12 protein-coding genes and 2 pseudogenes are annotated in these 12848 nt (G+C 39.6%); 3 read left to right on the top strand and 11 right to left on the bottom strand.

The genetic code is table 11. The features are described from left to right. Window positions 1–20: 20 nt before the first annotated feature. A pseudogene (locus A7968_RS23895) lies at window positions 21–104 on the top strand (group II intron maturase-specific domain-containing protein); the annotation flags it as partial. 179 nt (window positions 105–283) lie between these two features. Here A7968_RS23895 and A7968_RS23120 read toward each other — a convergent pair. From A7968_RS23120 to A7968_RS09215, 5 genes and pseudogenes are all read right to left on the bottom strand, one after another. Beyond that, complete coding sequence (locus tag A7968_RS23120; protein WP_157586701.1) at window positions 284–538, bottom strand: hypothetical protein; 255 nt, start codon at window positions 536–538, stop codon at window positions 284–286. A gap of 666 nt (window positions 539–1204) precedes the next feature. Then, window positions 1205–1678 (bottom strand): energy transducer TonB, encoded by a 474-nt coding sequence (locus A7968_RS09225; protein WP_064666286.1) that lies wholly within the window; start codon window positions 1676–1678, stop codon window positions 1205–1207. Between the two features lie 396 nt (window positions 1679–2074). Next, a pseudogene (locus A7968_RS23800) lies at window positions 2075–2149 on the bottom strand (hypothetical protein); the annotation flags it as partial. Between the two features lie 60 nt (window positions 2150–2209). Beyond that, on the bottom strand, window positions 2210–3040 hold the full coding sequence (locus A7968_RS09220; protein WP_064666285.1) for a CvfB family protein: 831 nt from the start codon (window positions 3038–3040) through the stop codon (window positions 2210–2212). A gap of 2 nt (window positions 3041–3042) precedes the next feature. Further along, window positions 3043–4371 carry a DEAD/DEAH box helicase gene (locus A7968_RS09215; protein ID WP_064666284.1) on the bottom strand — a complete coding sequence of 443 codons (1329 nt, stop codon included), beginning with the start codon at window positions 4369–4371 and terminating at the stop codon, window positions 3043–3045. A gap of 200 nt (window positions 4372–4571) precedes the next feature. Between A7968_RS09215 and trhO the strand changes: the two genes are divergently transcribed. Continuing rightward, entirely contained in the window at window positions 4572–5579 is a 1008-nt protein-coding gene (gene trhO / locus A7968_RS09210; protein ID WP_064666283.1) for an oxygen-dependent tRNA uridine(34) hydroxylase TrhO, read from the top strand. Window positions 5580–5744: 165 nt separating this feature from the next. On the opposite strand, the gene A7968_RS09205 is transcribed toward trhO, so the two are convergent. Both A7968_RS09205 and A7968_RS09200 read right to left on the bottom strand, forming a co-directional pair. Continuing rightward, window positions 5745–7247: an alkaline phosphatase D family protein gene (locus tag A7968_RS09205; RefSeq protein WP_064666282.1), complete on the bottom strand. Its 1503-nt coding sequence runs from the start codon at window positions 7245–7247 to the stop codon at window positions 5745–5747. Window positions 7248–7506: 259 nt separating this feature from the next. Further along, window positions 7507–8340 (bottom strand): UDP-2,3-diacylglucosamine diphosphatase, encoded by an 834-nt coding sequence (locus A7968_RS09200; protein ID WP_064666281.1) that lies wholly within the window; start codon window positions 8338–8340, stop codon window positions 7507–7509. A 104-nt stretch (window positions 8341–8444) separates the two neighbouring features. Here A7968_RS09200 and A7968_RS09195 point away from each other — a divergent pair, with 104 nt between their 5' ends. Next, window positions 8445–8843, top strand: a complete 399-nt coding sequence (locus tag A7968_RS09195) for a DUF3304 domain-containing protein (protein ID WP_064666280.1) — start codon at window positions 8445–8447, stop codon at window positions 8841–8843. 76 nt (window positions 8844–8919) lie between these two features. Here the strand turns inward: A7968_RS09195 and A7968_RS09190 are convergent, their stop codons facing one another. The 4 genes from A7968_RS09190 to A7968_RS09175 all read right to left on the bottom strand — a co-directional run bounded on the left by A7968_RS09190 (window position 8920) and on the right by A7968_RS09175 (window position 12827). After that, window positions 8920–10644 carry a proline--tRNA ligase gene (locus A7968_RS09190; RefSeq protein ID WP_064666279.1) on the bottom strand — a complete coding sequence of 575 codons (1725 nt, stop codon included), beginning with the start codon at window positions 10642–10644 and terminating at the stop codon, window positions 8920–8922. Between the two features lie 90 nt (window positions 10645–10734). Beyond that, on the bottom strand, window positions 10735–11439 hold the full coding sequence (gene tsaA / locus A7968_RS09185) for a tRNA (N6-threonylcarbamoyladenosine(37)-N6)-methyltransferase TrmO (protein WP_064666278.1): 705 nt from the start codon (window positions 11437–11439) through the stop codon (window positions 10735–10737). 110 nt (window positions 11440–11549) lie between these two features. Beyond that, on the bottom strand, window positions 11550–12122 hold the full coding sequence (locus A7968_RS09180; RefSeq protein ID WP_064666277.1) for an outer membrane beta-barrel protein: 573 nt from the start codon (window positions 12120–12122) through the stop codon (window positions 11550–11552). A gap of 234 nt (window positions 12123–12356) precedes the next feature. Then, window positions 12357–12827 carry an acyl-CoA thioesterase gene (locus A7968_RS09175; RefSeq protein WP_064666339.1) on the bottom strand — a complete coding sequence of 157 codons (471 nt, stop codon included), beginning with the start codon at window positions 12825–12827 and terminating at the stop codon, window positions 12357–12359. Window positions 12828–12848: the final 21 nt, after the last annotated feature.

Here is a 12848-nt window from a genome sequence, read left to right as displayed (position 1 = left end):
ACTATTTGCGCTGCTAAAGACATTACTACCTAATAGGCAATGCATATCAGCTAACGGTGGATTTAGAACACTGGATACGCCGTAGAATAAGAATGTGCTACTGGCCGTAGTTGCGTAAACCTCGCGCTAGGCAATGACTAATTGGCTTCACGAGGTTTAGTGTCATTGAAAGATATTTGAATCAATATTTATCACGGTAGATGAACTGCCCATTGCACTTCCAGTTAATAAAAAAGTGTATGATGGGTTGTGTGGGGGTTGGAGGAGCTCTCCGGCTACCCGATTATGTAAGTGCTAACTCGGAGCGACTTTTCAATTTTTTCACGCAACGTACAAAAACAGATACAGAAGTGATTCCACTACAAATGATTCCGATTTGGGGAATGGATAGTTCAATTGACCCTAATACATACATTCTTCCAATTGCTGAACCAACTACATATACAGCAGCCAAAAACACCACTAAAGCAATAACTAACATTAACCACGTCGCAGTCTTTCCCCATTTAGACATATTCTCTACTTCCTCAACATCCATTTTAGTACATAACGGCCGCATAGGCTGCGGAGCATATTGGGCGCTTTTTTGTGTTATTTTATTTTAAGTAAAAAATCGGACAATGTGAGACGTCAGATTTAATGCGCTTGTGTACGCCCGCCATGGGCATTGACTTATGAGGTGTAAGCCCTCTGAAGGAACATGACCGCATAAATAACATACTGTTATTAAACGATAGACACTCGTAAATAGCAAGGGCAATTGCTCAAGATTGTCTGGAGAAAGCCGCTAGCATTCTTTATAAATGTAAGTGCGAGCAGATGAACAAAAATATCATATAAGGCGTAGACTCGGGACATTATAACCTAATAGCCAATGCTTATCAGATAACAGTGGCTTTTTACAAAGGAATAGCCCGCACCAAAGTACGCAGTTTAATGAAACTGGGTGTTAGTGAACGACTCGCCATAGCATGTGGTATCACCAGCAAGGGTCCTTGTCGAAGCTCAAAAACAAAAGGAATTAAATTGTTGTGTTAGGCAATGACTAATTGCCTTAACAAGGTTTAGTGTCACTGAGAGATATTTGGATCAATATTCATTATGGGAGGTGAACCGCCCATTGCATTTCCTACTAATAAAATCGCCTGATGGGTATTGTTTCAGCTGGATGTTATAGACTTCCGGCAATCCGATTATAAATACTTTAGCCACTGATCTTAACGCGCATGCCTGTAGAATAAATAATGTCTTCACTTGGGCATGAATAATTGGGTGTAATAGATGAACAAGGCTGATTCGGCTTGTCGAAACAGAAATCAAATCGGGTTTGCGTTTTTACAGGCTGAGTTAGAATACTTTTAGGTAATTCTAACCATTTCCAGTTTTTAATCACGGCCACAGCAGCTTTAGAAAACTGTTTATTTGTTGAAGCTATTACAGTTATGTCTTTAACTTCATTTTGAGGTGTTATTACATATTCAACGGTAGCGCACCCTTCAATAGAGTTAATTACTGCTTGTTTCGGATACATCGGAGGAAAGCGATTAAGTTTGTTCCATTTAGAAGATTGAATTTCGTTCTGAGTGACCGATAAATCTGGATACTCTTTTTCCACTTTAGTCGATGCGCAACCACCAACTATAAGAGTCGTGATTAAAATGATAATACTATTTTTCATAATCGAAGTTTCCTTGTATTTATAACAATTTATCTACGACATTTTGTCTTTTTTAAACCGACAAATATCTATATGTCACAATGCATTTATCTTAGTCCTCAAAAAAACATCTGTAAACAATTAGTTAACTTTGCCTAATATTTTACAAGTGCAAAAATACACCAAAGTGGCACAGAACAGTAATATTGAAGAAAACGCAAAACAGAAGAGATTGTATATGAAACCAGTATTGCAGGTTCACGTTATTAGAACACCTTTTTAACTATGATTTATGAGCCAATGAAATCATATATTGACTTCATGCGGCATAAGTTATCACTGGCTGGTTATTGTTTATAGCTACTATTGAAGTTTATAAAAACAAAAAAAAGAGTAAAGCTTTCACTTTACTCTTTTCTATATCATTTTAAATTGACCGCTGACCGCTGACCGCTGACCGCTGACCGCTGACCGCTGACCGCTGACCGCTGACCGCTGACCGCTGACCGCTGACCGCTGACCGCTGACCGCTGACCGCTGACCGCTGACCGCTTACTTAAGCCTAATAGCCTTAGCTTCAATATCAATTAGGCCTTGCTTAAACAAACCGCCAATGGCTTTTTTGTAATTTGCTTTGCTGGTTGAGAACACTTTTTTGATAAGTTCAGGATCAGATTTATCGCCAATTGCGAGCACGCCACCTTCTTGTTTTAACTTATCCATGATCTTTTCGCCAAGCTCGCTTACTTTAGCCATACCTGGTTTTTCTAGGATAACGTCAATCTTACCGTCTTCACGTACTTTTTGAACATAACCTGTTAAACGTTGGCCTACAAACATGTTTTTAAATACCATGTTATAGAAGATCACCCCAAAGTGCGCTTCTTCAATAATGACTTTGTAACCGATGTCTGTTTTTCCGGCCACAATAAGTTGCACTTCTTGTAGTGGTGCATACTCAGGCTCTGTTTTATTCAGAAAACGATTAAAGTTAGTAGATGCACAAATACGGCCGCTGGCATTATCTAAATACAAACGCACGAGGTAAGAATAGCCTTCCTGCATTCTTGGTTTTTGTTCGTTGAATGGGGCAAGTACGTCTTTTTCAAGCCCCCAATCTAAGAATGCGCCAATGCTATTTATTTCTTTAACACGAAGTAGGGCATATTCACCCACTTGAGCTAACGGCTTTTTCGTTGTTGCAGTCGCGAGATTAGCGTTATCTAAAAAGATAAACACACTAACACTGTCGCCTGCTTCAAGTTCATGTTTAATTTCATGACTTGGTAGAAAAACTTCGCCTAGCTCATGGCCGTCGAGGTACGCGCCTTCGTTACTTACTTCGTTTACAAATAAGGTTTGGGTAGTTCCGAGGTAACTCATTTTTATTCCTGTTCTGGCTTTTTACGGCGGCGCATCGGCGCATCACCATCAATGTTTAACGGCGCTTTAATTGGAGCTTGAGGCTGCTTAGGTTTCACTTTACGTTTAGTCAGTGATTTAGCTTTAGGCTTGGCTTTATGCTGCGCAGTTGCTTTTATTGTGTCTGGTTTTGCTTCTCGCAATCCTTTAAATTTGCCAGTTAAGCCAGCTACTGTATGAAATTCAAGTTCATCATTTAAAAAGGATTTAATCGCTTTATAGCTTGGCCAATCTTTAGGACCAACTAAAGAAATAGCTGTTCCTTTGAAGCCCGCGCGACCAGTACGACCGATACGGTGTACGTATTCTTCAGCATGCTTTGGTAAATCAAAATTGATTACATGGGTTACACTTAATAAATCAAGACCACGGGAAGCAACATCTGTGGTGATTAAAATTTTAAAGTTTTCCCGGCTAAAAGCATCCATAATATCAAGGCGTTTACTTTGCGTTAAATCACCCGCTAGCGCTTGAGCTTTTAAACCTTTACTGATCAACAATTCGCTTAAACGCGTGGTATCAGAGCGAGTTGCAGTAAAGATAATGCATTGACCTACGTCATCTTGTTTTACAAAGTGCTCAAGCAAGGCTTCTTTATGATCTAAATGATCTGCTAAATATAAACTTTGCTTAATGTCTGAATGCTGCTCGTTCGCGGCGCTGAGCATAATTTGCTTAGGCTTTTTTAATAAATTTCGAGATAGCGCATCAACTTGAGCATGATCTAAGGTTGCAGAAAATAACAGAGTCTGGCGCAAGCGGTGATCAGCCAACTCATTAATCATTTTAAGTTGTTCGGTAAAGCCTAAATCTAAAATACGGTCGGCTTCATCAAAAATTAACAGCTCTAAGCCACTTAACTGCAAAGAGCGCTGGGTTAAGTGATCGGCTAATCGCCCTGGTGTGGCAATAACAAAATGTGGGTCATTACGCAGTGCTTTAATTTGATCATTAAAGTTTTCACCACCAAGAATTTTAACGGCTTTAATATTGGTACCGGCAATAAGCAATCTAAGTTGAGTGAAAACTTGGGTAGCAAGCTCTCGCGTAGGAGCAACAATTAATACACGTGGGTCACGTTTACTGAGGGCCTTTTGTTTCATTACTCGTTGAACTGCGGGTAATAAAAACGCTAACGTTTTACCTGAGCCCGTTTTAGACTGAGCAAAAATATCGTGGCCTGCAAGGGCAGTAGGCACAGCATGAGCTTGAATATCAGTGGGCTGAGTGATGCCTTGATGCGCAAGCTGTGTTTCAAGGCGAGTATCAATCCCAAGATCAGTAAAGTGCAAAGTGTGTTTCTCCAAATTGAGCGAGTCGTTGGCAATTAGCCAAAAATATTGCACCTATTATAGCGTAGTAGGGTGTTGTGCTAACAGTAAAAACCAATCAATAGCGGCTTTTTTTGCATTTAATTTGAAAAAGCGTAAAATACGCGCCCCAATGCGCCGGATTTACGATTCGGTTTTGAAAAAGCAAAATAGGAATACCCATGACAGCCATTCATAAAGATAATGTCACCAGTGCGCACTTTGTTGTGTGTGCTTTGTATAAATTTGTCGCTTTACCTGAGTTTGAAGCACTGCGCCAACCACTACTTGATGTAATGGAAGCCAATGAAGTACGTGGCACGTTATTAATCGCCGCAGAAGGCATTAACGGCACCGTTGCCGCAAAACGTGAAGGTATTGACAATTTATTAGCTTGGCTTGATAAGCAACCAAATTTAGACAATATCGTTTCTAAAGAATCATACGATGATGAATGCCCGTTTTACCGCACTAAAGTAAAACTAAAAAAAGAAATCGTGACTATGGGTGTTGAAGGCGTTGACCCATTAAAAGTGGTTGGCAGCTATGTAAAACCAAAAGATTGGAATGCGCTTATTTCAGATCCAGAGGTTATTTTAGTTGATACCCGTAATGATTATGAAATCGAAATTGGTACTTTTCAAAACGCGGTAGACCCAAATACTAAAACCTTTCGTGAATTCCCGCAGTGGGCGAAAGAGAACCTTGATCCGAGTAAACACAAAAAAGTTGCTATGTTTTGCACCGGTGGTATTCGCTGTGAAAAGTCGACGGCCTATATGAAAGAGCAAGGTTTTGAAGATGTGTACCATCTTGAAGGCGGCATTTTAAAATACTTAGAAGAAGTGCCAAAAGAAGAAACCATGTGGGAAGGTGAGTGCTTTGTATTTGATAACCGCGTAGCGGTAGATCACGACTTACAAAAGGGGTCATACGATCAGTGTCATGCGTGTCGTATGCCAATCACTGAAGACGAAAAACTAAAAGCTGAGTACATGGAAGGCGTTTCGTGCCATCACTGTATTGATGATGTGACCGATGAGCAACGAGCACGATTTGCTGAGCGCCAAAAGCAAATTGAATTAGCTCAAGCTCGTGGTGAAGGCCATATCGGCAACGAAGCACAAGCTGTTTTACAAAAACGTAAAGAAGCCAAAAAAGCACAAAAAGATGCACAGCGTAAAAAGTAATTAGCGTTACTTCTATTAGATTTAAAAGCCTCAGCATTGTCTGGGGCTTTTTTATGATCAATTCTGAACTTATACGTTTATAGTAACAACTTATGTTTAGAAGACATCTAAAAACGTGATGTACAGAGTGCCAGAAAACAAATTAAACGACTCCTTTAGAAATTATTAGGTAGTAGCTATTCTCGTTGAGCTGGAAACTTTATTTAAGTTGCTAATGATATCTATTTCAACAATACCGTTGGCAACTGTAATTTTTGTGTAATTGTTGCGTTTTTCAACATGGATTGTAGATTCGTTATCAATCTTTTTCGAAATTATAGAAGTAGAGTATTCAGTTGCTCCAAACAGCTCACCTAGCTGAAAGCTGGTTTTCCCTAGCCCGAATGTAGGCCAATTAAGTGCGGAAGATACAATATTATATGCAATCACTACATTCTCATGGGCAACTTGTGCAACAAAAGAACAGTGAACATCACCAGATAAGAAAAACACATTTACGATTTGGTTGCTTTTAATAAAATCTAATATTTCTTTTCTTTGCTTGTGACCACCTTTCCATTTATCAAATGGCGCAGTTGCAATTGCTCGATCTTGTCCAATTCCGCTGGGTTTAGTGTCGGGTATAAATGGCATTGCACTAATAATAAATTTAACGTCATCCTTATTGTTTAATAGAAAAGATTTAAGTGAACGCATCTGAGTGTCAGGATCTATAAGTTGAACAAATGCGTTGTTATCGTTTGCTTCTAGGTCATTATTTCTCTTATTAAAATTACGCCCAATGATGCGTTGATATCTGGTGTCCATAGCAAAAAATTTGATATTCGAATGCTGGAATGTATACCAATATTTGAATTTACTAAAAATATAATCTGCACCGATACGCGCTTCTAGATCTTGCATGCTAAATTCAGGGTTGAGAGCATGTTGGAATGCATCGTAGGCTAGTAAACCATTATTTAATATTCTTGAGTCTTTCTTAGTTTTTAACTCTTTGTGATGATCATCAGTGAAGTCACTTAATGCCCAATCATTAGTTACTTCATGATCGTCAAATGTACAATATGTTGGTATAAGTGAAGCAATATTATTATGGGCTTGGTTATAATTTCTAAAGTAATGTTTAGCAAACCCTTTAAATGTTTTTGGTGGATTGTTATTACTTAAATAAGTAATAGGGTGATCAGCATAAACTTGGTCTCCGCAAGCTATTCTGAAATCTACGTCTCTTTCTTGTTTTAACCTTTTATGCATTATGTTTAGCATGTGATTTTTGTTTCCAAAAGAAGCAAATTGATCAGGGTGTCTACATGAGGTAAGGATAAATTTTGTTTTATTATCAGAGTTAGGGCTAGGGAAGGTTTTTACTTGCAATGGAGTGATATTATTCCAATCCAACGAAGTTAAGGCCTTAGCCCTACCAATAAATACTGAGTAACTCGTAGATGGTTCTAACCCTGTTATTTCTACAAACCCTATATTTTTAAGTTTATGTAAAGTAGGTATTTGCCCTTGATAGATAAGCGAGTCGTCAGGAGCAAGTACTTTGATAACTAATAACCAGTTACCTTTTTTACTACAACATCCCCACACTTTAAACGAACTAGTAGTTTTATGTCCAAAATTAGGACCCCTAATTAATTTTTTAACTGTATGTGAGTTATGCATTGAACATCCTTATTTAATGTTTACTCATAATACATAGTAGATAAAGTGTATTATCGCCAATAATATAAATAAGCTTTATCGCTCAGCGAAAAAACAATCTTTTATCTAAGTGCTTAAGTTTTTGTAGACGTATGGTAAATAAAGTAACTCAGATTTTAACGGATTATATTTCTCATAGAATGATCAATGGTTAGTACTAGTCAGATTTGATTACATGCTAAAAACCGAATCTGACTGGCTTTGTTGGTGAGACTTTATTTTAAGCTGCCGATTTTGTTTTGCCTGATGTTGTTAGCGTATCAAGCGAGGTAATATCTGCAGAGTTAATTACTTTTTGAGTTTCTGACCAATGGAGTAACTCAATTCGGCCATTTTTGTCTTCTACCAAAGCAGTGCAGTTTTCTATCCAATCGCCATCATTACAATAAACAATGCCATCAACAACTTTTAGTTGCGGGTGGTGAATATGGCCACAGATTATGCCGTCAACACCTTGCTTTTTTGCTTCATGAATTGCGGCATTTTCAAATGCTTCGATTGCTTCACGGGCTTTGTGAACTCGGGCTTTGATCCATGATGCTAGTGACCAATAGTTACCACCATATAAGCGGCGTATACGGTTAGTCCAACGATTTAAAAAGAGCAAAAAGTCATAACCGGCATCACCCGCAATACTTATTAACTTGTTATATCGCGTGGCGGAATCAAAATCATCCCCGTGAACGAGCAGAAATCGTTTATTGGCTTTGGTGGTGTGAATAAATTGCTGGTGAACTTCTATGCCAAATAAGCTGTTATTGACGTATTGCCGAAATGTTTCATCATGGTTGCCTGGAATATAAATTACGCGCGTTCCTTGCTCGGCTTTAGCTTGAATACAGGCTAATACTTGATAGTGACTGGCGTGCCAAAAGAAGTTTCGTTTCATTGACCACAGATCAACAATATCGCCGACTAAATAGAGGGTTTCACATTCGATACTATTTAAAAAATCGAGCAGGTAATCAGCCCTACAATCTTTATAGCCTAAATGTACATCGGAGATCCAAACGGCGGGATAGTGCTTTTTATCGCTTTTTTCGGTATCGTTCATAGGTATTTACTCACGGTGTAATAACAACAAAGTTAAGCAACTTAAATGACGTTTATACGACTGTTTGACTAAACATCTATGACAATTAAATAATGGACTAGACAATGACCATGATAAAAAATATCGGCTTAACATTATTAGTAGCAACAACAGTGCTTGGTTGTCAGCTTATTACCCCAGTTAAATTACAAGTGAATGGTTTAGAGTTTGAAAATGTCGGCACGTCAGCGATGACAAATGTGCAACTGAAAGTTGGCCCAGCAGGTAATCAGGTTTCATGTAGTCTCATTGAGCCACAAAATAGCTGCGGTACTGGTTTTCCGTCAAAATGGTACAGTGGTGAGGATTTAACCGTTAATTGGCAGCAAGACGGTAGAAGTTATACTCAGCAGCTAGTGCTAGAGTATGCACAATTTGATGATAGTGCCAAACACTACCGCGTGATTGTAAAACTTAGTAGCGCAGGAGAGATAAACGCTGAAATTTTACCGTTTACTCTATAAGGCTCTTGGTATTGAGTGTTATAAAATAAAAAACCGCATTTAAGCGGTTTTTTACTTTAAGCTATTACTGTAATTGTTAAGCGTTCATAGCCGCTTTTATAGCTGCAACTGCTGTATCAATATCAATCATTAGCTTTTCACCAGTACGACGGTTTTTAAGCTCAACTTTGTTTTCGTCAAGGTTGCGCTCGCCAATAACTAAAGTAAATGGCACACCAAGTAGTTCCATGTCGTTAAACATCACACCAGGGCGCTCTTTACGGTCGTCAAATAACACGTCTAAACCTGCAGCTTTCAAACCATCATAAAGATTGTTTGCGATATCAGGGATGCGGTGCGACTTGTGCATATTCATTGGCACAATAGCGATATCGAATGGGGCGATTGGTTGTGGCCAAATAATCCCGTATTGATCATTATTTTGCTCAATAGCAGCGGCTACAATGCGTGATACACCAATGCCATAACAACCCATGGTCATAATTTGGTTTTTGCCTGATTCACTCAAAACACCGGCTTTCATCGCTTCTGAGTACTTAGTACCGAGTTGGAATATATGGCCCACTTCAATACCACGTTTAATTTGTAAGTTACCTTGGCCACATGGGCTAGGATCACCTTCAACAATGTTACGTAAATCGGCAACGTCATAGTCTGTTACATCGCGATCCCAGTTAATACCACTGTAATGTTCGTTGTCTTTGTTTGCACCTGCTACAAAGTCAGCCATCACGTTAGCAGTTCTATCAACAATTATTGGCATAGTTAAACCAACAGGACCTAATGAACCAGGTTTTGCACCAATAGCAGCAACGATGTCTGCTTCGCTGGCCATTTCAAGTGGTGAGTCAACTAATGGGTGTTTCTCAGCTTTTAATTCGTTGAGTTCGTGATCGCCACGAACAATTAACGCAACTAGGCCTCGTTTACCATTTTCGTCTGGCGTACCGTATACAATGAGGGTTTTTACGCCGCGATGTGGTTTAACACCATAATGCTTTTTAAGCTCTTCGATGGTTTTAGCGTCAGGCGTTGGAAATGCTTTTAATTCTTTTGCAGCAGCAGGGCGCGCTTCGCTAGGCGCTAATGCTTCAGCTTTTTCAATATTTGCTGCGTAATCGCTACCATCACTAAAGGCAATGGCATCTTCACCAGATTCGGCTAAAACGTGGAACTCATGCGATACGCTACCACCAATTGAACCTGTATCAGCAATAACTGGGCGGTAATCCAAGTTTAAACGCTCAAAAATATTGCAGTAAGCTTTGTGCATAACTTGATAGGTTGCGTCTAAACACTCTTCAGTAAGGTGGAATGAGTAGGCATCTTTCATGGTAAATTCGCGTGCACGCATCACACCAAAGCGAGGGCGGCGTTCATCACGTACTTTAGTTTGTACTTGGTACAATGTAAGTGGTAGCTGTTTATAAGAGCTGACTTCTTTACGAACAAAATCGGTGATCACTTCTTCATGGGTTGGACCTAGTGCAAACTCGCGATTGTGACGATCGGTAAAGCGCATTAACTCAGGACCAAATTGTTCCCAACGACCTGATTCTTGCCATAAGTCAGCAGGTTGAATAACAGGCATCAGCATTTCAATTGCGCCTGTTTTATCCATTTCTTCACGAACGATGTTTTCTACTTTTCTTAACACGCGTAAACCAGAGGGCAACCAAGTGTACAAACCTGACGCTACACGACGGATCATACCCGCTCGTAGCATTAATTGATGTGAAACGATTTCAGCATCAGACGGTGTTTCTTTCAGTGTTGCGAGTATATATTGACTGGTACGCATGGTTAATTCCGATAGTTATAAAGTTTTTATTTCGATAGGCGCTAAGTTTAGCAGCGGTTGCTTTTACACTAAAGCGCTAAGTGTGTTTTTCTAGTTTTTTTCTATACTGCTGACGTAGTTATGGTCGTCGTTTACCTGCCAACGAATATTAAAATCGTATAATGTCATACCATAACTTTGCTCACCATCTTGCTGTTTTTTATAAGCAGGGCGTGGATCTTGTTTTAGTACATTACTGATAAAGTCTTGCAGCTCTGGATAGCTATGCTGTTTGGCAATAAAATCCAAGCTCGCTTGGCTAAATTCAACGCTCATATCTGTTTCTGGACGAGTATCGGCAAAGCCCGCACTCGCATCGAGCATCGCATCCGAATAAGGTAAATAAGGCTTAATATCTAAAATGGGTGTGCCGTCGAGTAAATCAATGCCCGCAAGTAGTAAACTTAATTGGCCATTTTTATATTCAATGCCTTCAAGTTTTACTGCGCTCATGCCAATGGCATTTGGCCTAAAAGTCGCACGTGTAGCAAATACCCCTTTTCGTTCGTTGCCCCCGAGACGCGGTGGCCTAACCATTGCTGAGTAGCCTTTATCTGCGGTTTCATGAAAACGAAAAAGTAACCAAATATGGCTGAATTCATCCAAGCCACGTACAAACTCTTCACGATTAAAATCTGCAGTGAATACCAATTTTGCTTTGGCTTGCGGCACTAAGCGAGGTTGACGGGGAATCGCAAACTTTTGTTTATAAGGAGAGTGAATATGGCCGATGGCCGTTAGTTGATAATCGCTCATGGGACTCAAATACAGTGAAAGATGCGATATTCTAACCGTTAACAACAAAAAAGGCAGCTTGAAGCTGCCTTTAACTGTTAAATAACCTGTAACGTAGCAATAAGAAATACCTAGAACATATATTGGAATGATACTGAAGCGACATCCATCTCAGGATCAAAGTCATCTTCTAACTCGTAACGCTCATACTCTAAACGCACCTGCATGTTAGTGGTAAATGCATACTCGATACCTGCACCATAGAATACATCACCGCCACTTTGGTCCGCTGATATCTCGCCAATGGCTGGAAGATCGCTAGATACTTCTGCATCCCATTCAAACCAACCCCCTTTAGCATAAACCGAAAAACTTTCAGTGATAGGGGCAGCTAAACGTGCTGCTAATGACACGCCATCTACTTCTGCGTAGCTGTCAATGTCGCTCACTTCATCAAAGTTTTGATAGGCGAGCTCTAAACTGAGGTACTTATTGAACTGTGTACCAACATAACCCTTGAGCATTTGTGAGTCATCATCGAAATCGATGTCGTCTTCAGAGTCTTCAAACTGGAATGAGTATTGGCCATAACCAATACCTGTGTAAACACGCGGGTAATCCATGTTTGTGGTGTCTGCTTGTGCCGCATTATTAAAACCAAGTAATGCCAGTGAAATTGCAGAAAGTGAAATTGCTTTAATCATTTAATAGCTCCTTTACAAAATAAAAATAACGCAATTTAGCGTTGGTTTAGTTCATTTCACTTTGTATATTGCACTACGCGTGCCAGTTGTGTTTTGTTTGAATAACATACTGTTAGAGCTATTTTTGGTTATTAATTAGTAAGAATGAGCGCTAAACAAACGCTCATTCAGTTTCACCAGAGAAATGATTTCTCAGTGCTATGTAGATTTTACGCAGCGAGCAGTGCGGGGCAGTTACGGCTCTGTTTTATGCAGTAGGGTTTCGGTCTCAATAGCAATTTCTTTCATTTTTATTGCGTAGTTTTCGATTTTTTTATCTTCATCGCTTTGTGCTGTGTATGCCGGTACTGCGACAGGGTAGCCAGTTTCATCCATAGCAATAAAGCTGATCACACAATGATTGGTTTCAACAAGGTTGCCGGTTTTTGGGTCGCCACAGCGTACTTGAATAAAAATTTGCATACTGGTTTTACCTGTATGGGCAATTTTTGCTTCAACTTCAACAATTTGACCAACGAGGATAGGGCGCTGAAATTTAACCCCGGCAACAGATACTGTCACGCAGTAATGACCACTCCAACCTGCAGCGCACGCATAGCCTGCTTGGTCAATCCACTTCATGACCACGCCACCATGGACCTTTCCACCAAAATTAACATCGGTGGGCTCAGCTAAAAAACGAAATATAACACTCGACGACGGCATAAACTTACTCATAGTTATTAA

The organism is Pseudoalteromonas prydzensis (genome assembly GCF_001661495.1).
Classification (GTDB): domain Bacteria; phylum Pseudomonadota; class Gammaproteobacteria; order Enterobacterales; family Alteromonadaceae; genus Pseudoalteromonas; species Pseudoalteromonas prydzensis.
Note: the sequence above shows the minus strand (reverse complement) of the source record. Positions and strands in the feature narration are given on the sequence as shown.

What these genes read in the sequence shown, in the direction of transcription:
- tsaA (WP_064666278.1), bottom strand. Translation starts at nt 11,439, where the DNA reads ATGAGCGATTATCAACTAACGGCCATCGGCCATATTCACTCTCCTTAT.
- A7968_RS09195 (WP_064666280.1), top strand. Translation starts at nt 8,445, where the DNA reads ATGACCATGATAAAAAATATCGGCTTAACATTATTAGTAGCAACAACA.
- A7968_RS09205 (WP_064666282.1), bottom strand. Translation starts at nt 7,247, where the DNA reads ATGCATAACTCACATACAGTTAAAAAATTAATTAGGGGTCCTAATTTT.
- trhO (WP_064666283.1), top strand. Translation starts at nt 4,572, where the DNA reads ATGACAGCCATTCATAAAGATAATGTCACCAGTGCGCACTTTGTTGTG.
- A7968_RS09190 (WP_064666279.1), bottom strand. Translation starts at nt 10,644, where the DNA reads ATGCGTACCAGTCAATATATACTCGCAACACTGAAAGAAACACCGTCT.
- A7968_RS23120 (WP_157586701.1), bottom strand. Translation starts at nt 538, where the DNA reads ATGGATGTTGAGGAAGTAGAGAATATGTCTAAATGGGGAAAGACTGCG.
- A7968_RS09175 (WP_064666339.1), bottom strand. Translation starts at nt 12,827, where the DNA reads ATGCCGTCGTCGAGTGTTATATTTCGTTTTTTAGCTGAGCCCACCGAT.
- A7968_RS09180 (WP_064666277.1), bottom strand. Translation starts at nt 12,122, where the DNA reads ATGATTAAAGCAATTTCACTTTCTGCAATTTCACTGGCATTACTTGGT.
- A7968_RS09200 (WP_064666281.1), bottom strand. Translation starts at nt 8,340, where the DNA reads ATGAACGATACCGAAAAAAGCGATAAAAAGCACTATCCCGCCGTTTGG.
- A7968_RS09225 (WP_064666286.1), bottom strand. Translation starts at nt 1,678, where the DNA reads ATGAAAAATAGTATTATCATTTTAATCACGACTCTTATAGTTGGTGGT.
- A7968_RS09220 (WP_064666285.1), bottom strand. Translation starts at nt 3,040, where the DNA reads ATGAGTTACCTCGGAACTACCCAAACCTTATTTGTAAACGAAGTAAGT.